This is a genomic window from Anaerophaga thermohalophila DSM 12881 (assembly GCF_000191885.1).
In the GTDB taxonomy this organism is placed as follows: Bacteria; Bacteroidota; Bacteroidia; order Bacteroidales; family Marinilabiliaceae; genus Anaerophaga; species Anaerophaga thermohalophila.
In genome coordinates this window covers 17321-39292 of the sequence record NZ_AEWI01000024.1, presented here as the reverse complement: position 1 = coordinate 39292, position 21972 = coordinate 17321, and the positions used below count along the sequence as shown (strand labels likewise).

Here is a 21972-nt window from a genome sequence, read left to right as displayed (position 1 = left end):
TTTTGGGTTCTGAGTTTTGGGTTCTGAGTTTTGGGTTTTAAGTTCTGGGTTTTGAGTTTTGAGTTAAAACTTTAACTCTGAACCCTGAACTCCGAACTCGAAACTCAAAACCTTATTATATACTTTCTTCAATTTTTGCAATCCGTCTGCGTTCACTCTTCAGACGATTGGCTCCAAACATAGTGTAAACCACCGGCATCAGAATCAATGTAATCATTGTTGAGATCGTAAGTCCGCCAATAATGGACACACCCATAGGGCGCCAGATTTCGGCACCTTCACCAATACCTATTGCCAGCGGTAGCATACCCAGAATGGTTGTCAGGGTGGTCATCAGCACAGGTCGAAGTCTGGATTTACCACCGGCGACGACAGCCTGTATCAACGACATATCCCGGTCGCGCAACAAATTGATGTAGTCGATGAGTACAATTCCGTTTTTCACAACAATACCAACCAACATCACACCTCCAATCATTGATATCAGGTTAAGTGTGGTTCCTGTAATGAAAAGGGCAAGAAATACCCCGGTAAAAGCAAACGGCAAAGTGAGCATGATGATAAACGGTGAACGAAGAGATTCAAATTGCGATGCCATCACGATGTATACCAGAATAATAACCAGCACGAGCAATAAACTAAGATCAGCAAAAGACTCCTGCTGGTCCTCGGCTGTTCCGCCAATATCAATACCGACACCCTGAGGGATTCCAATTTCATCTATATATTTATTAATTTCATTCACTACATCGGTAATAGAGGCCTGATACAAAGACCCGGTAACAGTAATGACACGCTGCCGGTTGCGACGTTCTATGGAAAGCGGAGCAGTAAATTCTACCACCTTGCCCAGTTCACCAATTCGAATAGCACGACCTTGTTGATTGTACACAAGAATATTTTCAATAGATTCAATCGACTTACGGAAAGGTTTTGCAAATCGTACCCTGATATCGTATTCATCTCCACCTTCGCGGTACTGCGCTGCTATAAGCCCGTTTATACGATTACGCATAGCCGTGGCAACGGTAGCGGTATTTAACCCGTGCATTCCCAGTTTTTCTCTGTCGAGTACGAGCTGATATTCCGTTTTAGGGTCCTCCCGGCTTATTTCCACATCACGTAAACCCTCCATTTCTTCCATCTTGTCAGCAACTTTTTCGCTGAGTTCACCGGTTACATCAAGGTCGTATCCGGAGATGATGACCTCCACCGTACTGGCACCACTTCCCATACCGCCTCCGCTACCACCTGGCGAAACGGAAAAGTCTTTAACAATTGGAATCGCCTTCAGATCATTCCGCATCAGGTCGCCAATCAGATATATATCTCTTTCTCTTTCGGTGCTGTTCGACAGACGCAAGGTAAAATTAATGATATGAGATCCGTTTTCGCCAAACGCAGAAAATATGTTACTCTCGTCGGCCACACCTGCACTGGTAGAAATAACTTCTATTTCAGGATATTTCTCCTGCCATATTTTTTCAATCTGACGGGCCACCTCTTTGGTCTTTTCAAGTCTCAGGTTCATGGGCAACTCAACGGTTGCTTCTATACGGGCATTATCGGACGGAGGAATAAACTCTGTTCCAACTACTGAAATCAATGAAATACTGGCTCCAAAAATAACAATAGAAATTACCACCACGAATGCACGGTGCTTAACGGCCCATCCAAGCGTTTTCTCATAAAAATTGTCCAATTTAGTTAACCAATTCTCAATAGTACCAAATACAGCTTTGGAAAAACCCGGTTTGCGCGGGGGCATCAACCGTAATATCTGAGAGGAAAGCATTGGTGTCAACGTAAGTGCAGCCAATGTAGAAACGGTAACAACCAACGTAACAATCATCCCCAGCTGGCGGAACATTATTCCGCTCAACCCCTGAACAAGTGTCAATGGGAAAAATACTGCAACAACCGCTAAAGTGGTGGCTACAACGGCCAGGCCCACTTCATTGGTACCGTAAATAGCTGCTTCGCGCGGCGAACTTCCCCGTTCGATGTGCCGTGTAATATTTTCCAGCACCACAATGGCATCATCAACCACCATTCCGATGGCAATCGAAAGTGAAGAAAGCGAAATAATATTCAAAGTATTACCGGTTGCATACAGGTAAATGAACGAAACAATCAGTGATACCGGAATCGTAAGGATAATAATAAATGTAGCACGCCAGCGTCCCAGGAAAAACAATACCACCAAAACAACGAATATGCCGGCATACATTACAGTATTAGACAGACTGCTAATCGAGTTTACGATAAATTCGGAGGTATCGACCACTGTATTAATCTGAATATCAGGCGGAAGGTTTCGCATCAATTCGGGCAGTCGCTCTCTCACCTGATTTGCTATCTGGACGGAATTGGCCCCCGACTGCTTTTGAATCACAATACGGGCCCCTACTTTTCCGTTACTTCGCTCATCAATAGTCATTTCGGCAAGCGTATCTTTCACGGTAGCCACATCCATCATTTTCACCGGTTTCCCGTTAAAATATCCTAAAACCAGGTGTTTTATTTCATCGCTGGTCTTAAATTCTCCTTCAACACGAACCGGGTAAGTATGGCTTCCGATGTCCAGTTCCCCGCCGGGCATGTTAAGATTCTCCTGACCGATGACCGAACCTATCTGCTCAACACTCATGTTGTAAGCCTCAAGTTTTCGCGGATCAACAGTTACCTGAATCTCACGTTCCGGCCCGCCCGATAAAGCGACGGCGCCAACGCCTTCGATTCTGTTAAGCGGGTTAACCACTCCGTCATCCAGAATTTTTGACAAGGCAGGATAACTCTCATCGGCAGTAGCCGACAAAACCATGATGGGAATCATGCTCGTGCTGAACTTAAAAATAACGGGTTTCTCAACGCCATCGGGCAAAAATGTCTCGACCCGTCCAATAGCATCACGGATATCGTTGGCTGCCTCATCAAGATTAGTTCCCCACTCAAATTCCAACAAAACCAACGAGGTATTGTCTTTTGAAACCGATGTAAGTTCTTTCAGATTGTTAACCGTATTCAGATTATTTTCCAAAATGCGGGTTACATTGGTTTCAATATCGGCAGCACTGGCTCCCTCGTAAAACGTGAAAACACTTATAATGGGGGGATCAATTTCCGGAAAGAGATCAATAGGCAAATACCTTAATGAGAAAAGCCCCATAATAATGACCCCTGTAAATATCAGTATTACTGAAATGGGTTTCTTTACCGCCGTTTCGTATATACTCATTTCTTAATGTATTATCAGATTCGCAATATAATGTATGAACACACAGTAACCCGGAATGTTATTGGATCACCTCGACAGGTGTTCCTTCAAGAAGTCCTGTATGACCTTCTACAACAACTTCTTTTCCTTCATCCAAACCGCTGATTACTTCATAAAAATCATCCACTCTTCGTCCTAACTTAACCTCTTTCCGTGTTACTTTCCCGTCTTTTACCACAAACACATAAGAGTCGTTGGTTCCCTGCTGCCGCTGAACTGCCAGATCAGGGACAGTCACTCTTTCGAGAGTCTCGAAAACGATATTAACACGGCCAAACATTCCGGGACGTATTAGTTGTTCTTTGTTGGGGAATATGGTTTCAACCGTAAAAGTCCTGGTTGCAGGATCAATAGTAGGATGCTTCAGGAAGACCCGGCCTGCAAAAGAAGTGTCGGGATAAACATCCAGTTGCATGGAAACGGCCATGTTCTCAACAACAGCCGGGAAATACCGTTCCGGTACATTAATGTCGACCTGAACAGGATCAATTTGCATGACAGTAAGAATTCCTGCTCCTGCAGCCATATTGTACATATCTCCGTCTTCAAAGTTACGCTCAGTAACTACACCGTTGATTGGAGACAACAGACGGGTATTTTCCTTAAGATTCTGGTAATTGGTTCGCAACACGTCCAGTTCAGTCTTCATTTGATCAAGCTGCTGTTCGGAAACACTTCCGGTCTTGTAAAGTGTATCAAGACGGGCATATTCTTTTTCAAGGTTATTCAATTGCACTTCAGTCTGAAACAACTGAGCCGGATCCATTTGCACCAGCAATTGACCCTTTTTCACAGCATCGCCCACATCCACGAATATTTTCTGAATTCGAAGCTGCATAGAAGGACTGATAATATTTTTTTCAAAAGGGACAACGTTCCCCGTAAAATCCATATCCTGTTTAACATTTTCTATCCCCGAAAAAGCGGTTTTTACTTTTCTGGTTCCGCTCTCTTCTTCTTCTTTAGATGGTCCCGAACAAGCTAACAGACCACTGAAAAGAACAATCGATAAAATGCGGGAAGTATTTTTCAAACTTATTGCGTTCATTGATATATATTTTAAAGGTTAAATGGTTACATTCTTATCAGACATCTGAGAAATCAAAGCTACTCCATGCCAGTCTCTTCCGATGATCCCGGCAATTCGGCAAATTCAGGCAGATTTGTCCCCAGTGTTTTTTCATATTCGGCACGTGCCGTAAGAAAATCGAAACGAGCCTGGTTTAAATTCAGACGGGCTTGTGTCAGAGCAACTTCGGCGTCGTTCAGTTCCAACAGCGTACCAGCTCCGGTTTGGTAACGGGCCTGAGAAATTTCGTATCCACGTCCTGCCTGACGTACAGCCACCCTGGCCGACTCGATTTTTTGCGCGGCTGCCTCCATGGAAGAGTAGGCATTCAATACAGATACCGATACCTGACGTTCAACATTTTCGCGTTGATATTTCAGCTGTTCCATACTTACTTCCACCTGTTTTTCCTGGTACCGTTTTGAGAAACCGCTGAATATGGGTATTTGCAACTGCAAACCTGCAACAATCGGGGTTGCCCATTGATAGTCGTCGAATCGAAAATGGTTGGCCTGCGTTTGAAACTGGTAATTAATAAACGCTGAAAGCGTCGGAAAACGTTGGGCTCTGGTCAGCTCAAACTGTTTGTCAAGTTGTAATTTCTGAATATCCAGTTGCCTGATATCGGAGTTGTTGGATAAATCCTGGTCCGGAGCAGAAGGCATTCCTTCTATCAATTCTTTAAAAGCCTCAAGATTTTCGTCAAAACCCAGCGGGATGTCACTGTCGATCCCAAGAAGAATTTTCAGCATTAAAGCAGATACTTTACGTCCGTTTTTTGCTTCTGTCAGCGAAGGTTCAAGATTTCGTACCTGAACTTCAGAACGTATAACATCATATTCTGCCGCAGCTCCCTGATCAAACATCCTTCGAATGTTTTCGTAATTTTCTCTTGCATTTTGCAAACTTCGAAACATTACATTATAGGAATCGTTGGCCAGCAAGCAATTATAGTAAGCCTTTTTCACTTCATTAATCATATTAATCCGTGATTGGCGTGCTGATTCCAAAGCGCTTTTCATCTCCACATCGGTCATCTGGATACTCTTAAAAAGCGACATATTAAAAAGTGGCATTGCAGCACTGATAGCTGCGGAATAACTGTTGTCCGACCCTATTTCAATGGTTGAACTACCGCCACCTAAACCACCTGCCATATCTTCGGATAGGAACAAAACGGGCTTTTTAACATTTCTGCTGTAACTTCCTTCCGCCGAAATCGAAGGAATTAATCCCGCCCATGCTTCTTTACGGGAATAGTCCACTTTTTCAATCTCTTTATCTGCCACTTTAATTAACGGGTTTTCGGACAAAGCAATTTCCAGAGCCTTATCCAAAGTCAGATGCAAAGTATCGTCAACAGAGACCTCCTGTGCTGTGCCAGCGCCCGGAAATACGAACACAACAGCAACAATAACAGGTAAAAGGGTAACTTTTCTGAACATTATTTTCATAAATAACTGGTTTTACTATTTTAACAGGTTACTAAACACTCAGAACATTACAATAGATGGTGAGATTATCAGATGTTAGATTTAAGATATACACAAGATATTGGTATACAGAATCCTATTAATAACAAACCATTAGATTTTCAGATTTAAGATAAAACTATTATCCCGGGCCATTCTTTCCCGAATCTGGATCAGACAATAATTTTTCAAGCATTTCCACACCTTTGGGAGTGGAAATACCACGACCAAAATTTAGTACTATATTCTCGAACAATTCCTTACGGGGGAATTCATCAATGGGGAATGCTTCATTATTGTGAATAAGCGTAATTTGTTCATAAAAGATTCTTGCAACAAGATGCGGGTTGATATCCGGTCTTAAAAGTCCTTCTCTTTTTCCTCTTTCCAATAATCTCTGCAACTCCATTTGGCCCGACTCCCGGCTTTTACGAACACTCTCATCCCAAATGTTGGGATAAAATTTCTTCAGGTCTTCCATAAACAGAGGGTTTACCACTTTAATACTTTCCAGACCATAATGCAAAATCCCAATTATGATTTCAATAACATTGTCAGCTTGTTCGGTCATTCTTTTGAGATTACAATCGTGCTCATGCTGGAAATAGTCGAGGGTTTCCTTTAAAAGTTGTGTTTTATCATCAAAATTTTCATAGATGGTACGTTTTGATACACCAGCTTCCGATGCTATTTCATCCATTATAACCCGCTTAATGCCACGGGCAAAAAACAACTTTCCGGCACCTTGAATTATTCTTTCCTTAATTTCCATTTTCCTTTTATTGAGCGGTTCAAAAATAGCGTGAAAACTAAAAAAAACAAAATAGTTTTTTAGTTTTAACGTTTATTAATCTTGTGCAATTGCATAGCGAGAACGATACATTCCTACCTGTTTGCTGACTTTTCAGGAAGTTGAATCAAACCCACAAAAAAACCGCCAACACCATAGGCATTGACGGTTCTCATCAAATATTAAAATTTTTTCTACACTATCATTCCGGCAGCTACAGTTTCGTTGGTGCCCTCATCAATAAGAATAAGACTACCGGTATTTCTGTTGACATTATAGGAATCGAAAAACAGGGGTTTGGTAGTACGCAACTTCACCCTCACAATATCGTTCATTTCTACTTCCAGGTCATCGGTATCCTTTTCGAGGGTGTTAATATTCATTTTATATTCCACCTCGTTTATCATGCATCTCATTTCGGTGGTTGTATGGCGCAGCGTATATTTACCTCTCGGTATCATTTTTCTGTCGTTGAACCAACACATCATCACTTCGATATCCTGGCTGATTTTGGGACCATGCCCGTTAGACTCTTTAACCAGCATATCTCCACGGCTGATATCTAATTCATCCTCAAGGGTTACAGAAACAGATTGAGGAGCAAAAGCCTTCTCCAGACTTTCGGTAAACAAATCAATGGATTTAACTTTTGATGTAAAACCTGAAGGTAACACTTTTACGGTATCGCCAACTCTAAGACTTCCACTGACAATACGCCCGGCATAGCCACGGTAATCAGGAAAGTCTTTAGACTGAGGGCGAATGACATATTGCACGGGCAATCTGAAATCATCCCGGTTAATATCGCTTCCGATGTGCAAATTTTCAAGCAGGTACATAAGTGTCGGGCCCTGGTACCAGTCCATATTTTTGGAACGGGTAACTACATTATCACCAACAAGCGCGCTTATGGGGACATAACGCACATCTTTAACACTCAATTTGGAAGAAATATCTTCCATATCGGTTTTTATCTGCTCAAAAACAGCTTCATCGTAGTCAACAAGGTCCATTTTGTTGACACAAATTATTATATGCGGAATTTGCAGAAGCGAAGCTATATAGGCGTGCCTACGTGTTTGTTCAAGCACTCCGTGCCGGGCATCAACCAGGATTATTGCAGCATTGGCTGTGCTGGCTCCGGTCACCATATTTCGCGTGTACTGTATATGTCCAGGGGTATCTGCAATGATGAATTTTCTTTTCGGGGTTGCAAAGTAACGATAAGCCACATCGATGGTAATGCCCTGCTCTCTCTCGGCCTTTAGTCCGTCGGTAAGCAAAGCCAAATTCACACTTTCGCCACCCGACCGGAAACTTGCTTTTTCAATGGCCTCCATCTGGTCTTCAAAAATGGCCTTGGAATCGAATAACAAACGACCAATTAGTGTGCTTTTGCCGTCGTCTACACTTCCTGCCGTGGTAAACCGCAAAAGCTCCATATCTAAATATCCCGATTCTTTTCCACTCATTTTTTCAATTATCAGTTATCAATTACCAATTATCAGTATTGGTTTATTTACTTTTGAGCCCGGTCTAAAAAGCATCTTTGTTGCCAAACTCACTTTTGGGTATTTAAAACAACTCCGAACCCAGAACTCAAAAATACCCTTCCCTCTTACGGTCTTCCATAGAAGAATCTGAGCGCTTATCGTCGGCTCTTCCTCCACGTTCAGTTACACGAGTTACTGCTACTTCCTGTATAATATCTTCGATGTTATTGGCAGTAGATAAAGTAACGCCCGTACAGGTCATATCACCAATGGTACGGCAACGCACATCGCGCACTTCCACTTTTTCTCCATCTTTAAGCTGCATAAAAGGGGCTTTAGCCAGCCAGACACCATCCCGTTGGAAAACTTCACGTTTGTGTGTAAAATAAAGCGATGGCAGTTTGATATTCTCCATATAGATATATTGCCAGACATCCATTTCGGTCCAGTTACTAATGGGGAAAACTCTGAAATGTTCACCCATATTCTTCTTCCCGTTGAAAAGATTCCAAAGTTCGGGACGCTGGTTTTTGGGGTCCCACTGGCCGAACTCATCCCTGTGCGAGAAAAAACGTTCTTTGGCACGGGCTTTTTCTTCATCGCGCCGGCCGCCCCCCATAGCTGCATCAAATTTTTCCTCTTCAATGGCATCCAAAAGCGTTATGGTCTGGATTTTATTGCGGCTGGCATTAATACCGGTTTCTTCCACAGCTCTTCCCTTATCGATGGTATCCTGAACATACTTAACAATGCAACGGGCACCGGTCTCCTTCATCAGATTATCCCTGTATTCGATCGTTTCAGGAAAGTTGTGCCCCGTGTCAATATGCATCAAGGGGAAGGGAACTTTTGCCGGCCAGAAGGCTTTCCGGGCGAGATGAAACATAACAATAGAATCTTTGCCGCCCGAAAACAACATAACAGGGTTTTCGAACTGGGCTGCCACCTCACGGATCACAAAAATCGATTCGGCCTCAAGTTCTTTCAGATGGTTAATCTGGTATTTGTTCATCGATATAAAATTTGTCTAAATTATTGGTCTGATGGAACTCGCATGATTGAGTTTTATACATCAACTTTTGGAACAAACCTTGTCATGCTCGTTTCATCAGTATAAAATTAGTCTAAGTTATTGGCCTGATGGAACTCGCATGTAAACATTTATACATATTCTTATTGTGGTATGCCTTGTCATGCCAGTTTTATCTTACATCTTACCATCTTACATCTAAAAATCTATTAAAACAATCTTTGCCATGCTCGTTTCATCCAAATAATAATGCTCTGCTGCAAGATTCGGCATTAAAAATGCGTCTGAAAACCGGCCGCAAATATACTCAATAAAAAGGCCATTCCCAAAAATGAGAATGGCCGGTAATCATCTTTTGAATTAAAAGTAATCACATATTTAGTACAAATCATTCACATCCCCTGAGTCAAAGCTTTTATTGTATTGCTTCATAGCTCTGAGGCTCATACCCATACTCGAGAATCCACCATCGTGGTAGAGGTTTTGCATGGTCACTTTCCGGGTATAATCGGAAAACATTACCACACAATACCGGGCACAATCTTCGGCGTCGGCATTCCCAAGGGGAGACATTCGATCGGCAAAATCCATCAGTCCGTCAATTCCCTTCACACCGCTACCCGCGGTAGTGGCAGTTGGTGACTGACTGATTGTGTTGACCCTCACCTTTTTCTGACGACCGAAAATATAGCCAAAGCTACGGGCGATTGATTCCAGTAAAGCCTTGGCATCGGCCATATCGTTGTATCCATAAAGCGTTCGCTGCGCTGCCACGTAAGATAGCGCCAGTACAGATGCCCACTCATTTAAGGCATCCTGCTTGAAAGCCACCTGAAGCATTTTATGAAACGAAATGGCTGAAATATCAAGCGTTTTTTGAAAGTAATTGTAATCCAGGTCGTGATAAACCCTCTTTTTACGAACGTTCAGAGACATTCCGATGGAGTGCAAAACAAAATCTATCTTACCGCCAAGTACTTCGGTTGATTTTCGGAAGACATTTTCCAAATCCTCAACGTTTGTGGCGTCGGCCGGAATTAGTTCTGCACCTGTCTTCTTTGCCAGGTCGACAACTTCACCCATCCGGCACGCTACATGCGTGTTTGACAAGGTAAATGTGGCACCTTCCTCGTGGGCCAGTTCGGCAACTTTCCATGCAATGGACATATCGTTGAGGGCGCCGAAAATAATCCCCCGTTTTCCTTTTAACAAGTTATTTCCCATATCGGTAAAAATTGTTTTTCAGGATGCAAATATACCGCAAAATCATAGCCGGAAAAAGTTTCGAACTGTCTTCTTTTTATCAAATCTATTTAAAAATAATTCAAATATTTCAAAATTAGCCATTTAGGGGCATCAAATCCGAAATATAATAAATATTACAGTGGGTTAAGAAATCTGAACCTCTGCACAAATCTGAGAAAAAACAGCATTGACGACCAGGGAAAAAGAGATTGCACTGTATGTCACATAACGAATTTTCAATACGATCAGAAGCCGTTCAATGCCAAGGCTTCCCGACATTTAATTCTCCAGCAATGCCCGTGCATTTTCGAGAGCGGCATCGGTAACACTGGCACCGCTAAGCATTCCTGCAATTTCAGCCAGACGTTCCTCCTTACTCAACAACTTAACGGATGAAATGGTTTGATGGTCGGTTTCGGTTTTGAAAACTTTGAAATGATAATTGCCTTTACCGGCAATTTGCGGAAGATGTGTAATGCTAATAACCTGTATATTGCGGCCCATTTCCTGCATGATGCGGCCCATGCGATCGGCTATTTCGCCGGAAACGCCGCTGTCAATTTCATCGAAGATTATTGTCGGCAGTCCTTTTGCTGATGACAAAAGCGATTTAACACAGAGCATTACCCGCGATATTTCACCCCCTGAAGCAACCTTAGGGATATCGGTCAGTTCTCCACTTTTATTGGCTGAGAACAGGAAAGACACATTGTCCAGGCCGTCAGGTCCATACTCCTTCATTCTGTTGTTGCTCACGGCAAAGCGTGCATTCGGCATTCCAAGCTCGCGAAGCTGACTTTGAACGGTTTGTTCTATTTGCCTGAAGACACCTTCACGGGATTTGGTCAGAACTTTGGATCGTTTTTCAAGTTCACTCAGAGCTTCGCCGATCTGCTTATCGAGCCTTGCAAGTTCTTCATCAAAGGAAGCCAGTTTTTCAAGACGGTCAGCCAGGTCTGCCTTTATTTCAATCAACGCCTCTACAGAATCCACATGGTGCTTTTGCTGAAGCGAATAGATCAGGTCGAGTCGCTCGCGCACCACTTCCTGTCTGGCAGGATCGAATTCCACATCCGTCCCCCGGTCTGTAATTTCTTCAGCTATGTCTTTTAATTCAATATATGATGATTCAAGACGATTTAACAAATCCACGCCTCCCTGCAAAAAGGAAGCGACTTTTCTGAATTCTTCGACCAGGTGAAATAACTCCTGAACCATTGGCTTTTCACTTTCATACAGATACTGTGACGCATGCGAAAGAGCTGTTTTTATTTCTTCAACATGTGTAAGCTGTTCCAGTTCCTGTTCGAGTTCTGCCTGCTCTCCTTCCCTGAGATTGGCATCGTCGAGCTGTTTAAACTGAAACTCCCAGTAATCCTTGTCTTCCCGTTGCCGGGCATTCATCTCTTCAAGTTTTTTCTTTTCCTTCGTCAGCCGCTTATAAGTATTATACGCCTCGGTGTAATTTTCTCTTTCAGACAGGTTCGAAGCAACTGTATCCACTACATTCAGCTGAAAATTATTGTCCCCGAGCAAAAGATTCTGATGCTGCGAGTGAACGTCAATCAAGCGATCGGAAAGCAATTTCAAAAAATTCAGATTGACCGGTGTATCATTTACAAAAGCACGGGATTTTCCGGATGGCAGAACTTCACGCCGCAGAAGAGCTTCCTCATCAAAATCGACATCCTCATCGCGGAAAAGCGACTGCAATCCGTAATTGGAAATATCGAATACAGCCTCAATAACACATTTATTTTCTTTATCGCCAATTACCGACACATCGCTTCGCTGCCCCAATACAAGTCCCAAAGCGCCAAGCATAATGGACTTGCCCGCACCGGTTTCGCCGGTAATAACGGTAAATCCGGGCCCAAATTCAATGCGGGCCTCATCAATAAGCGCATAATTTTTTATAGACAAATATCTCAGCATAACAACAATTAATTGTCTTTGAGCATCTCCTGATAAGCATCGGCATTGGTCGGATTGATTTCAGACAGAATATTGACAACCTCTGCTTTCTCCATTGAAAATGATTCAGAGAAAATATTGATCAGTTCTTTTTGTTTTGCATCAAAAAATACCTGCAAAGCATAAGAGCTGGGCTCGCGACGATAAACATCACGCAACAACTTTAAGGAGGCGGCAATATGCGAACGTGCCTCCTCCGCATCTTTGTGCATTAAATCCAGTCCGTTACGGTGATATTCATAATAAAACTCACGCAAAGGTTGATGGTCTTCGTCAAGAAGATTGTCAACAAGCCAATAACGGTTCTGTCGGCTCTCGAATTGTTTCCAGCCTGTCTCTCTGGTATTTTGCATCATCCCCACAATCTTTTGAGCTTCCTGAAAATAGGGAGTTCCTCCTTCGGGGCTGAAGGTATCGTAATCATATCCCAAAACAATGTAAGCATAATAGGCCAGTATGGCTGTCAAATTGGATTCAATATTGTTCTTGTTATACACCAGATTCTCATATTCGCCATATTCGAAATCGATATTATCATCTTTCAAATTCAGGGTAGTGGTTGAATAGGCAGAATTAAAAACCGGTCGTCTGGCCTGAATTTGCAAAGAACCCTTAAACCTGTCAACACCAATAAGTTCGTTGATGGTAAAATGAAAGGTACATTCAATCCGTTCGGATGTTTTATAAACATGATTCGTCCATTGCTGATTGTTCATAAATTCATATATCGTTTCGCGCAATGATTGAAACATGGTACGGTTGGTTCCCTGCACCGAGGGAGCCACAACTTGTACTGCACACCGTAACTCCTGAGAATGCAAAGGAATTAATGACAGAGATGCGAAAAAGATGAATGCCAGATATCTCATCTTCAAAGGATTTTTTCGAGTGCCGAAACAATGTCGACGGCAACTGCCTGTTTACTCTTTAACGGAAAGTTTTCAATTTTATGGTCTTTATGAATGATAGAAATACGATTGGTATCCCCCATAAATCCTTCTCCTTCATTATTCGGAGAGTTCAGAACAACAAAATCAAAATTTTTTCGAGCCAGTTTCTGGCGTGCATTCTTTTCTGCATTATTGGTTTCTAAAGCAAACCCGACAGTAACCTGACCCGCCTTTTTTGTTTTCCCCAACTCTGCAGCAATGTCGGGATTGGCTTTTAAATGAATGGTTAAATCTTCAGTGCTTCGCTTTATTTTTTCTGCCGAAACATCTGAAGGTGCATAATCGGAAACCGCTGCTGCAAAAACGGCGGCATGGCAAGAAGTAAATAATTTGCGACAGATATCATACATCGCGGTAGCGGACACAACATCCATCCGGTGAACAGAAGGATGAGAAATTTTCAGATTTACCGGGCCGGTAACCAGAAAAACTTCGGCACCTCTATGTGCCAGCTCTTCAGCAATCGCGAATCCCGTTTTCCCCGATGAATAATTTCCGATAAACCGGACGGGATCGATGTTCTCGTAGGTAGGCCCGGCCGTAACCAGAATCTTTTTACCGCTCAATGACTTTTTTTTTTCTATCGCTAAAATTTCGCTGATACGTTGAACGATCAGCTCCGGTTCCTCCATCCGCCCTTTTCCTTCGAGACCGCTGGCCAGTTCTCCGGTGGCAGGCTCAATAATGTGTGCTCCGAAGCGCCTAAGCAAATCAATATTTCGCTGATTGGCAGGATGTGCATACATATCTACATCCATAGCCGGCGCCACAACAACCGGACATTTGGCTGACAAATATGTGGTGATCAGGAGATTGTCGCAAATCCCGTTGACCATCTTACCCATTGTGTCGGCAGTTGCCGGCGCTATGACCATAATATCGGCCCATAACCCCAGATCAACATGACTGTGCCAAGTGCCATCCTCGTTCCCGAAAAACTCTGAAAGGACCGGCTTCCCCGACAAGGCAGAAAGCGTGACAGAAGTAATAAACTTCTTTCCTGCAGGCGTAATGATAACCTGAACCTCAGCACCTTCCTTCACAAGGAGACGAAGAAGATAAACAGCTTTATAAGCTGCAATGCTTCCTGTAATTCCTAAAATTACCTTTTTCCCTTTAAGCATAAATCCGTCTCCTTAGATGAGTGCGACTATGAGGTCATAAAACCACGATTAACCTTCGGAAACTATCCGAAATCGAACTGATAGAAAACAACGCTCTATTCTTCCTCAACCTGCTTATCCCGGGCAGGATTACGGTAATAGATTTTTCCTTCTATAAACTCCTGGGCTGCAAGAAGAGAGGGTTTTGGCAATCGCTCATAAAATTTTGATATTTCGATTTGTTCGCGATTTTCAAATACCTCTTCCAGATTATCCGTATAAGAAGCAAACTCCTGTAATTTTTTGTTGAGCTCCTCTTTCATCTCAACCCCAATCTGATTGGCCCTTTTGCTGATAATCATCACGGTCTCGTAAATGTTACCTGTGCGCGACGACATCTTATCGGTATCCCAGGTAACGGTTGTCAAAGGCGCATTTGACTTTTTATAATCCATTGCAATAGTGATTTTATGTAAATACTAATATTTTTTCAACATCCTTGTAACATCTTCAAAAATCTTGTTGGCTTGTTTCATGTAAGAACTTTCAGGAAAATCGTTTATGAAGGCATAATATTCATCCAAAGTTCTTCTCAGGCGGTCTTCCTCTTTTTCGGGAACACTATTCATCGCCTGAATGTATAATGAATCCAGAATCAAAAAAGATAATTCTTCACGGTATTTGGTATCGGGAAATTCGTCAAGACTGTTACGTGCGGTAATAACGGCAGCCTGGTAATTATTGCCCAGGTAGGTTCCCAGCTGGTAATATAATTTGGCATTCAGGTATGATTTAAATACCAGTTTATTGCGCATTTCTTCTACCATTTTGTTGGCGGCTTCAACCTTCGGACTGTTTGGATACAGGTTCATATAAAGGTTAAAAGCCTCAATGGCATTTTGCGTATCGGTTTGATCCAGCCTGGGATTCGGCGACTGCTGATAATAACAAGCACCTATCATAAACTGGGCATCCTCTGCATACTCACTGTTCGGATACTTTTTCACAAACTGTCTGAAAAAATGAACGGCACTAATATAATCGCGCATATTATAGAGCGAATAGGCATACTTGTAATGAGCCTCTTCAGCTCTGTCGGTACCCATAAAGACTGAAATCAGCTCCTGCAACAAAGTCGAGGCCCTCATATAGTCCTCTTCCTCGTAATACTCAAGAGCCTTTTCATACTTAAGGTCGTAATCAGTACTTTTTAATACTTTCTGATATTCACTACATGAGGCCAATAATACCAAGGCCATCAGAACAATCAATTTCCTCATCGTAACTATGCGCTTTTTGTGCATTTGCAGATTTCCGGTTAACTCTTTCACCAAAAATAATAACCGCAAAATTTCCTGCAAAGATACAGGTTTTACTTTGAAATATAAATTCCCACAAACGGGTTTTTTCCATTCCTGATTTAAATCAAAAACCGGGCCACTGATAAGTAAGAGGAATAAAATAAGCCGTATCCGTGATAAGAAAAGATTTAGGCAGTACCACACGAATTAAAATAAACAAAAAACATTACCTTTGCCCTCAAAATTAAAACTAAAAAGCTATAGTAAAGTGGATATTTTTGATAAAATAAGTGAAAACATGGGGCCTCTTGGCCAATATGGCAAAGACGCCCACGGTTACTTTATGTTTCCCAAACTGGAGGGAGAAATCCACCCCCATATGATATTCAGGGGTAAGAAAGTACTAACATGGAGTTTGAACAATTACCTGGGTCTGGCCAATCACCCCGAAGTAAGAGAGGTAGATGGTCAGGCTGCAAAAGACTGGGGACTTGGTTACCCGATGGGGGCACGCATGATGTCGGGTCATACCAGTAAACATGAGGAACTGGAAGCCGCTCTGGCCGACTTTGTAGGGAAAGAAGATGCTTATCTTCTAAACTTTGGTTATCAGGGCATGGTATCCATCATTGACACGTTGGCCGGCCGCAATGACGTAATTGTTTACGATTCGGAATGTCATGCCTGTATTATGGATGGCATTTTTCTTCACAAAGCAAAAGGTGGCAAGAGTTTCGTGTTTCCGCATAACGACATCGAAAGATGTGAAAAGATGCTCTCCATGGCTACCAGGCGTACCGAAGAATCCGGTGGTGGTATCCTTGTAATCACTGAAGGTGTATTCGGGATGGCAGGTGACCTCGGGCATCTTCATAAAATTGCTGCCCTGAAAGACAAGTTTGAATTCCGTATCCTGGTTGACGATGCACATGGTTTTGGCACGATGGGCAAGACCGGTGCTGGTGTAGCCGAGCATTATGGAGTAACCGACAAGGTGGATCTCATTTTCGGGACATTTGCAAAATCGATGGCCGGCTTCGGTGCATTCGTAGCCAGCCGCGAAGACGTGGTGCAATTTTTACGCTATAACATGCGTTCACAAATCTACGCCAAATCACTGCCCATGCCCATGGTCATTGGCGCAATGAAACGGCTGGAGTTACTGAAAACACATTCCGAACTCAGGGAACATCTGTGGACGGTCGTAAAAGCGCTTCAGAAAGGTTTGCGGACGGCAGGCTTCAATCTTGGACATACCGAATCTCCGGTGACTCCGGTCTTTCTGAACGGTACCGTCCCCGAAGCTACCAACCTGACGATGGACCTGCGTGAAAATTATAATATTTTCTGCTCCATCGTGGTTTATCCGGTTATTCCTAAGGGACAAATCATGCTGCGACTGATCCCGACGGCGATTCATACGCTTGAAGATGTCGATTTTACGGTCAAGGCTTTTTCCGAAATTAAGGAAAAGCTTGAAGCAGGTAAATACCAAAGCGATAAAATTGCAAGTTTATCTTGACATCCTATAATATTTCTAATATTTTTATGGCGCTTCTTAATAAGGAGCGCCTTTTTTGTGAAAAACCTGATGACAATACTTATTAATTAAATGTAAAATGAAACGAGCACGACAAGGTTTGTCTCAATAGATTATCAGATTTTAAGATATAAGATTTAAGATGAAACGAACATGACAAGGTTTGACTTAATAGATTATCAGATTTTTAGATTTAAGATTTAAGATTTAAGATGAAATGAACATAAATAGATTTTCCACAATAAGAATATGTATAAATCTTGCTTGCGAGTTCCATCCGACCTTAATAAATAAATTTTATACGGTTGAATATTTTGACCGCAAGCGAAACACAGCAAATGATACTTTATGAACAGATACTAACTAATTAATAACTAAAAATAAGAAACATGAGAACAAACATTTTTAAAATGGTACTTGCTATGTTTTCTATGATGTTCGTTTTGTCCGCAAATTCAAGAGCAGAATCCCCAAAAAAGGATACTTTTCAGACATCAGCGGGTGCTCTGGAAGTATTTCATGTTGGCCACGCTTCGCTCTATTTTGTTTTTAATGGCAAAACCATACATGTGGATCCTTTCGGTAAAATGGGCGATTACTCAAACATGCCCAAAGCTGACCTGATACTTATTACCCATGAGCATGCCGACCATTTGGATGCCGAAACCATTGAGCTGATTTTGAAAGAAAATACCCAAATCATCATCAATAAGGCCGGCTACGATTCTCTACAGAAAGGCAGAATCATGAAAAACGGAGACCAGACAACTGTTCTGGATATCCCAATAAAGGCAGTACCGGCCTACAACATCGTTCACAAAGGAGATGATGGCACAGCCTTTCACCCCAAGAGCCGGGACAACGGTTATGTGATGAAATTCGGAGATACCAGTGTATACATTGCCGGAGACACCGAGAACATTCCGGAAATGAAAGACCTGGGAGACATTGACATTGCCTTCTTACCCATGAACCTTCCCTACACAATGAGTCCCGAAATGTGTAAAAAAGCAGCCCTGATGGTGGAACCGGATGTACTGTTTCCCTACCACTACAAAATGGGCGAAACGGATACCGGGAAATTTGCTCAGTTAATGAAAGATGTTTCAGGTATTGAAGTCCGGTTCAGACAATAGAACAAGGAAAGGTTGAGGGGTGAGAGTTGTTATCTCAATCCCTCTCCTTTTCATCAGTATAAAATAAGTCTAAGTCATTGGCCTGATGGAACTCGCATGATTGAATTTTATACATGTTCTTTTGTGACAATCTTTGTCATGCTCGTTTCACCCTTTTACCTTTATACCCTTCCAACACTTTCAGGGTAAGAAACCACTGGAAAAGTATAACTCTGTTCTCAACGTGCCATGTTCTTTGCCCTATTCTCTCTCCTCTCTTTCTGCTAAAATTCTCCTATCTTTAAGCCTATGATACACATCTATACAGGAAACGGAAAAGGCAAGACCACAGCTGCCCTGGGACTCATGGTAAGAGCGGCAGGTGCAGGGAAAAAAATATTCTTCGGCCAGTTTGTTAAAGGAATGGCTTACAGTGAAGTAATGCTCATTCACGAGCAAATACCGCAAATTGAACATCAGCTTTTTGGCCGGAAGTGCTTCATCAAAAGGGAACCGGAACCAGAAGATTACAAAGCAGCCCAGGCGGGATTGCGTACAGTCAAAGAGCTGATCAAATCAGGCAAATACGACCTGATGGTGCTGGATGAATTAAACATCGCATTGTATTATAAATTATTTAGCCTGGAAGAAGTCCTTGCAATGCTTGAATATCTGCCTGAAAATATCGAACTGGTCATCACGGGTCGGTACGCCCCACCGGAACTCATCGAAAAAGCTGACCTCATCACCGAAATGAAAGAGATCAGACATTATTATCAAAATGGTGTAAAAGCCCGGAAGGGGATTGAGTTTTAAAACAAAAATCCCTTCTTTTTCTTCAGCACAATACAGCCGGGGAAATGGTCACTGTAACCACCATGGTACCAATCACCTACAAAGGTGCGATACGGGTAACCCCTGTAATCTCCCTCCTGTTGCCGCAGATAATTGTTATATTAATCGACCTATGCGGCAAGGAGATTAAAAAAATTCATTTCTTTGCTTCCATAATAAAAAGGATATTTTTCAAACCAAAAATTTAAATCTGAAAATGGGTAAAGTATTGATAATCGGCGCCGGCGGAGTCGGCACTGTTGTGGCCCACAAGGCGGCTGCAATACCTGAAGTATTTACGGAGATTATGCTGGCCAGTCGCACAAAAAGCAAGTGCGATGCAATTGCCAAAAAAATCGGAGACAATCGCATCCAAACAGCACAGGTTGATGCCGATAATGTACCTGAACTGGTAGAACTAATCAACAGCTTTAAACCTGATATTGTTATCAATGTCGCTCTCCCCTATCAGGACCTTACCATCATGGATGCCTGCCTGGAAACCGGTGTTGCCTATCTGGACACGGCCAATTATGAACCGAAAGATGAGGCAAAATTTGAATACAAATGGCAGTGGGCCTATCAGGATAAATTCAAAAACGCCGGACTAACGGCCATTCTCGGCTGTGGATTCGATCCGGGGGTGACTTCCATTTTCACTGCCTACGCTGCTAAGCATCATTTCGATGAGTTACAGTATCTCGATATTGTAGATTGCAATGCGGGTGAACATGGTAAACCGTTTGCGACCAATTTCAATCCCGAAATCAACATCAGGGAGGTTACACAGAAAGGGAAATATTGGGAAAACGGCAAGTGGGTCACCACCGAACCGCACAAAATACACAAGCCTCTTAATTATCCGGAAATCGGCCCAAAAGAGTCGTATCTTATCTATCATGAAGAACTGGAATCACTCGTGAAAAATTTTCCGACATTGAAACGGGCAAGATTCTGGATGACTTTTGGTGAGGAGTATCTGACGCACCTGCGGGTAATACAAAACATTGGTATGGCCCGAATCGATCCGGTAAAATATAAAGGTGTGGATATCATTCCCCTTGAATTCCTGAAAGCCGTACTGCCCAACCCCGGAGAGCTGGGTGAAAATTATAAAGGTCAAACATCGATAGGTTGCCGAATCAGAGGACTGAAAGACGGGAAAGAAAAGACTTATTACATCTACAACAATTGCGACCATCAGAATGCTTACAAAGAAACAGGAACCCAGGCTGTGAGCTATACAACAGGCGTTCCGGCAACCATCGGAGCCATGATGTACCTCAAAGGGTTGTGGAAAAAACCGGGAGTATTCAACGTAGAAGAGTTTGATCCCGACCCCTTTATGGAAGAGTTGAACCAACGGGGGCTTCCATGGCATGAGTTGCATGATGTAGAACTGGAACTTTAACAAAACACGAACAAAAAAGCGAGCACCTTTTCCGGTCCTCGCTTTTTTATTTAATGAGCGCGGCCTAAAAAGCATTTTTATTGCCAAACTCATTGTTGTTTTAAATTTTTAATCCTCATAACAACGAGTCAACTGCGGTACAAAAATTTAAAGCGCCTTGATTTTAACAAAAATATGCTTTTTACCCCACCCGTTTATTCGATAAAAAATTGTTAAGCCGATAATATTTGAGGATTTTCAATAAATTGTTCAAGAATTTTCTCCCCCTTTGCGGTACAAATTCCACTAATTTGTAAATAAAACATATTGTTCAGATCAACATTTCTTTCTTTCCCGTCAACATAAATATCACCCGTCTGAAAAAGAAACCCGGTAAATAAAGTGGCAAAATCATCTTTAAACCGGGTAAGAAAAACGCCTTCATTTTTGCCTTCTTCAATAATCTGAGAAAGAGTCTCTTTAATAAAAGAGCCATACTGCTCCCGAATATTATCAGCCAGAACAGAACTCATTTTCACAAGAGAATAAACAAAAACCGGTGTTATCGGCTTAAAGTGCATTAAGACAACACTGTAAAGCCCGTATAGCTTTTGTATACCTCCCCTGTTTTCACTCACCACCTTTAACACCGCTTCTTTAAACTTATCAAACTCTTCATTCAGTACCATTTGCACCAACTCATATTTCGTAGCAACCTGCTGATAAATAGTTCGTTTTGATATGCCAAGTTCATTGGCTATCTCATCCATCGTAATATTTTTGACTCCAAACTTATAATACAAATTGGCAATTCGTTCAATATCCAGCCCTCTATTTTCCATCTATTCCTTTTTATATTTTTTTGATATTGACAGAAAGTAATCCGTCAACATCACCCGGCTTAATACGATTGTATTATATCCCAGACAAATGCCCGCACACCGATGGCTTTATTACGTAAATCCAGCTTATGAATGGTTTTTAATAAAATATCTACTTTATCATCTTCAACCACAGTAATCACGGCCGAATTCATTTCGGGCCAGGTATGGGTGCCCCGGTGTGGTTCACCGGTTTCGGAACCCTGCCCCTGTACCTCTTCAAAAAATGTAAATCCGCGAATTTTCAGTTGGTCCAGAATATATTCAACACGCTCAGTGTTGGCCTGATTAAATACTATAAATACTGCTTTCATTTTTTCTCATTTTTGGAAGGAACTACTGATATCAGCATGATCCTTAATTTTATCAGAGTTTTTAACCGACAGGTTATTTCATCAGTATATAATTTATTTATTAAGGTCGGATGGAACTCGCATGCAAGAATTTATACTTGTCTTTATTGAGGTAAAGCCCGTTATTTTCGTTTTATCTTAAATCTTAAATCTAA

The 21972-nt window shown here is 42.1% G+C and carries 19 protein-coding genes; 4 read left to right on the top strand and 15 right to left on the bottom strand.

The window, feature by feature from the left end:
• Positions 1-115: 115 nt before the first annotated feature.
• From ATH1_RS0109075 to ATH1_RS0109005, 12 genes are all read right to left on the bottom strand, one after another.
• Complete coding sequence (locus ATH1_RS0109075) at positions 116-3238, bottom strand: efflux RND transporter permease subunit (protein WP_010420459.1); 3123 nt, start codon at positions 3236-3238, stop codon at positions 116-118.
• A gap of 58 nt (positions 3239-3296) precedes the next feature.
• Positions 3297-4325 (bottom strand): efflux RND transporter periplasmic adaptor subunit, encoded by a 1029-nt coding sequence (locus ATH1_RS0109070; RefSeq protein WP_010420456.1) that lies wholly within the window; start codon positions 4323-4325, stop codon positions 3297-3299.
• Between the two features lie 59 nt (positions 4326-4384).
• Positions 4385-5800: a TolC family protein gene (locus ATH1_RS0109065; RefSeq protein WP_010420453.1), complete on the bottom strand. Its 1416-nt coding sequence runs from the start codon at positions 5798-5800 to the stop codon at positions 4385-4387.
• Positions 5801-5960: 160 nt separating this feature from the next.
• Positions 5961-6590: a TetR/AcrR family transcriptional regulator gene (locus ATH1_RS0109060; RefSeq protein WP_010420450.1), complete on the bottom strand. Its 630-nt coding sequence runs from the start codon at positions 6588-6590 to the stop codon at positions 5961-5963.
• 212 nt (positions 6591-6802) lie between these two features.
• Entirely contained in the window at positions 6803-8080 is a 1278-nt protein-coding gene (locus tag ATH1_RS0109050; RefSeq protein ID WP_029164051.1) for a sulfate adenylyltransferase subunit 1, read from the bottom strand.
• A 127-nt stretch (positions 8081-8207) separates the two neighbouring features.
• Positions 8208-9113: a sulfate adenylyltransferase subunit CysD gene (gene cysD / locus ATH1_RS0109045; protein WP_010420444.1), complete on the bottom strand. Its 906-nt coding sequence runs from the start codon at positions 9111-9113 to the stop codon at positions 8208-8210.
• A gap of 396 nt (positions 9114-9509) precedes the next feature.
• On the bottom strand, positions 9510-10355 hold the full coding sequence (locus tag ATH1_RS0109040; protein ID WP_010420438.1) for an enoyl-ACP reductase FabI: 846 nt from the start codon (positions 10353-10355) through the stop codon (positions 9510-9512).
• 300 nt (positions 10356-10655) lie between these two features.
• Positions 10656-12311, bottom strand: a complete 1656-nt coding sequence (recN, locus tag ATH1_RS0109025) for a DNA repair protein RecN (protein ID WP_010420434.1) — start codon at positions 12309-12311, stop codon at positions 10656-10658.
• Between the two features lie 8 nt (positions 12312-12319).
• Positions 12320-13219: a type IX secretion system protein PorD gene (gene porD / locus ATH1_RS0109020; RefSeq protein WP_010420426.1), complete on the bottom strand. Its 900-nt coding sequence runs from the start codon at positions 13217-13219 to the stop codon at positions 12320-12322.
• A gap of 2 nt (positions 13220-13221) precedes the next feature.
• Entirely contained in the window at positions 13222-14424 is a 1203-nt protein-coding gene (gene coaBC / locus ATH1_RS0109015) for a bifunctional phosphopantothenoylcysteine decarboxylase/phosphopantothenate--cysteine ligase CoaBC (protein ID WP_010420425.1), read from the bottom strand.
• 95 nt (positions 14425-14519) lie between these two features.
• A complete protein-coding gene (locus ATH1_RS0109010; protein WP_010420424.1) occupies positions 14520-14858 on the bottom strand; it encodes a DNA-directed RNA polymerase subunit omega in 339 nt (112 codons plus the stop codon).
• A 24-nt stretch (positions 14859-14882) separates the two neighbouring features.
• Complete coding sequence (locus ATH1_RS0109005) at positions 14883-15683, bottom strand: outer membrane protein assembly factor BamD (RefSeq protein WP_029164050.1); 801 nt, start codon at positions 15681-15683, stop codon at positions 14883-14885.
• A 253-nt stretch (positions 15684-15936) separates the two neighbouring features.
• Here ATH1_RS0109005 and ATH1_RS0109000 point away from each other — a divergent pair, with 253 nt between their 5' ends.
• The 3 genes from ATH1_RS0109000 to ATH1_RS0108990 all read left to right on the top strand — a co-directional run bounded on the left by ATH1_RS0109000 (position 15937) and on the right by ATH1_RS0108990 (position 19175).
• Complete coding sequence (locus tag ATH1_RS0109000; RefSeq protein WP_245531758.1) at positions 15937-17226, top strand: aminotransferase class I/II-fold pyridoxal phosphate-dependent enzyme; 1290 nt, start codon at positions 15937-15939, stop codon at positions 17224-17226.
• Between the two features lie 407 nt (positions 17227-17633).
• Positions 17634-18380, top strand: coding sequence for an MBL fold metallo-hydrolase (locus ATH1_RS0108995; protein ID WP_010420421.1), 747 nt, complete (start codon positions 17634-17636; stop codon positions 18378-18380).
• Positions 18381-18668: 288 nt separating this feature from the next.
• The gene (locus tag ATH1_RS0108990; protein WP_010420419.1) at positions 18669-19175 is read left to right on the top strand and encodes a cob(I)yrinic acid a,c-diamide adenosyltransferase; all 507 of its coding nucleotides are present in this window, start codon (positions 18669-18671) and stop codon (positions 19173-19175) included.
• Here ATH1_RS0108990 and ATH1_RS22220 read toward each other — a convergent pair.
• A complete protein-coding gene (locus ATH1_RS22220; RefSeq protein ID WP_245531760.1) occupies positions 19172-19303 on the bottom strand; it encodes an endonuclease/exonuclease/phosphatase family protein in 132 nt (43 codons plus the stop codon). The two genes, ATH1_RS0108990 and ATH1_RS22220, sit on opposite strands and share 4 nt — an antisense overlap.
• Positions 19304-19380: 77 nt before the next feature.
• Between ATH1_RS22220 and ATH1_RS0108985 the strand changes: the two genes are divergently transcribed.
• Positions 19381-20604: a saccharopine dehydrogenase family protein gene (locus ATH1_RS0108985; protein ID WP_342626187.1), complete on the top strand. Its 1224-nt coding sequence runs from the start codon at positions 19381-19383 to the stop codon at positions 20602-20604.
• 212 nt (positions 20605-20816) lie between these two features.
• Here ATH1_RS0108985 and ATH1_RS0108980 read toward each other — a convergent pair whose 3' ends face one another.
• Positions 20817-21425 carry a TetR/AcrR family transcriptional regulator gene (locus tag ATH1_RS0108980; protein ID WP_010420410.1) on the bottom strand — a complete coding sequence of 203 codons (609 nt, stop codon included), beginning with the start codon at positions 21423-21425 and terminating at the stop codon, positions 20817-20819.
• Between the two features lie 59 nt (positions 21426-21484).
• Complete coding sequence (locus tag ATH1_RS0108975; RefSeq protein WP_010420407.1) at positions 21485-21778, bottom strand: PG0541 family transporter-associated protein; 294 nt, start codon at positions 21776-21778, stop codon at positions 21485-21487.
• Between the last annotated feature and the right edge of the window lie 194 nt (positions 21779-21972).

Excerpts from the sequence above, each read along its gene's own strand:
- cysD (WP_010420444.1), bottom strand. The coding sequence starts at position 9,113 with ATGAACAAATACCAGATTAACCATCTGAAAGAACTTGAGGCCGAATCG.
- ATH1_RS0108990 (WP_010420419.1), top strand. The coding sequence starts at position 18,669 with ATGATACACATCTATACAGGAAACGGAAAAGGCAAGACCACAGCTGCC.
- ATH1_RS0108980 (WP_010420410.1), bottom strand. The coding sequence starts at position 21,425 with ATGGAAAATAGAGGGCTGGATATTGAACGAATTGCCAATTTGTATTAT.
- ATH1_RS0109070 (WP_010420456.1), bottom strand. The coding sequence starts at position 4,325 with ATGAACGCAATAAGTTTGAAAAATACTTCCCGCATTTTATCGATTGTT.
- ATH1_RS0109040 (WP_010420438.1), bottom strand. The coding sequence starts at position 10,355 with ATGGGAAATAACTTGTTAAAAGGAAAACGGGGGATTATTTTCGGCGCC.
- porD (WP_010420426.1), bottom strand. The coding sequence starts at position 13,219 with ATGAGATATCTGGCATTCATCTTTTTCGCATCTCTGTCATTAATTCCT.
- ATH1_RS0109005 (WP_029164050.1), bottom strand. The coding sequence starts at position 15,683 with ATGAGGAAATTGATTGTTCTGATGGCCTTGGTATTATTGGCCTCATGT.
- ATH1_RS0109060 (WP_010420450.1), bottom strand. The coding sequence starts at position 6,590 with ATGGAAATTAAGGAAAGAATAATTCAAGGTGCCGGAAAGTTGTTTTTT.
- ATH1_RS0109010 (WP_010420424.1), bottom strand. The coding sequence starts at position 14,858 with ATGGATTATAAAAAGTCAAATGCGCCTTTGACAACCGTTACCTGGGAT.
- ATH1_RS0109050 (WP_029164051.1), bottom strand. The coding sequence starts at position 8,080 with ATGAGTGGAAAAGAATCGGGATATTTAGATATGGAGCTTTTGCGGTTT.
- ATH1_RS0109065 (WP_010420453.1), bottom strand. The coding sequence starts at position 5,800 with ATGAAAATAATGTTCAGAAAAGTTACCCTTTTACCTGTTATTGTTGCT.
- ATH1_RS0108995 (WP_010420421.1), top strand. The coding sequence starts at position 17,634 with ATGAGAACAAACATTTTTAAAATGGTACTTGCTATGTTTTCTATGATG.
- ATH1_RS0109075 (WP_010420459.1), bottom strand. The coding sequence starts at position 3,238 with ATGAGTATATACGAAACGGCGGTAAAGAAACCCATTTCAGTAATACTG.
- recN (WP_010420434.1), bottom strand. The coding sequence starts at position 12,311 with ATGCTGAGATATTTGTCTATAAAAAATTATGCGCTTATTGATGAGGCC.
- coaBC (WP_010420425.1), bottom strand. The coding sequence starts at position 14,424 with ATGCTTAAAGGGAAAAAGGTAATTTTAGGAATTACAGGAAGCATTGCA.
- ATH1_RS0108975 (WP_010420407.1), bottom strand. The coding sequence starts at position 21,778 with ATGAAAGCAGTATTTATAGTATTTAATCAGGCCAACACTGAGCGTGTT.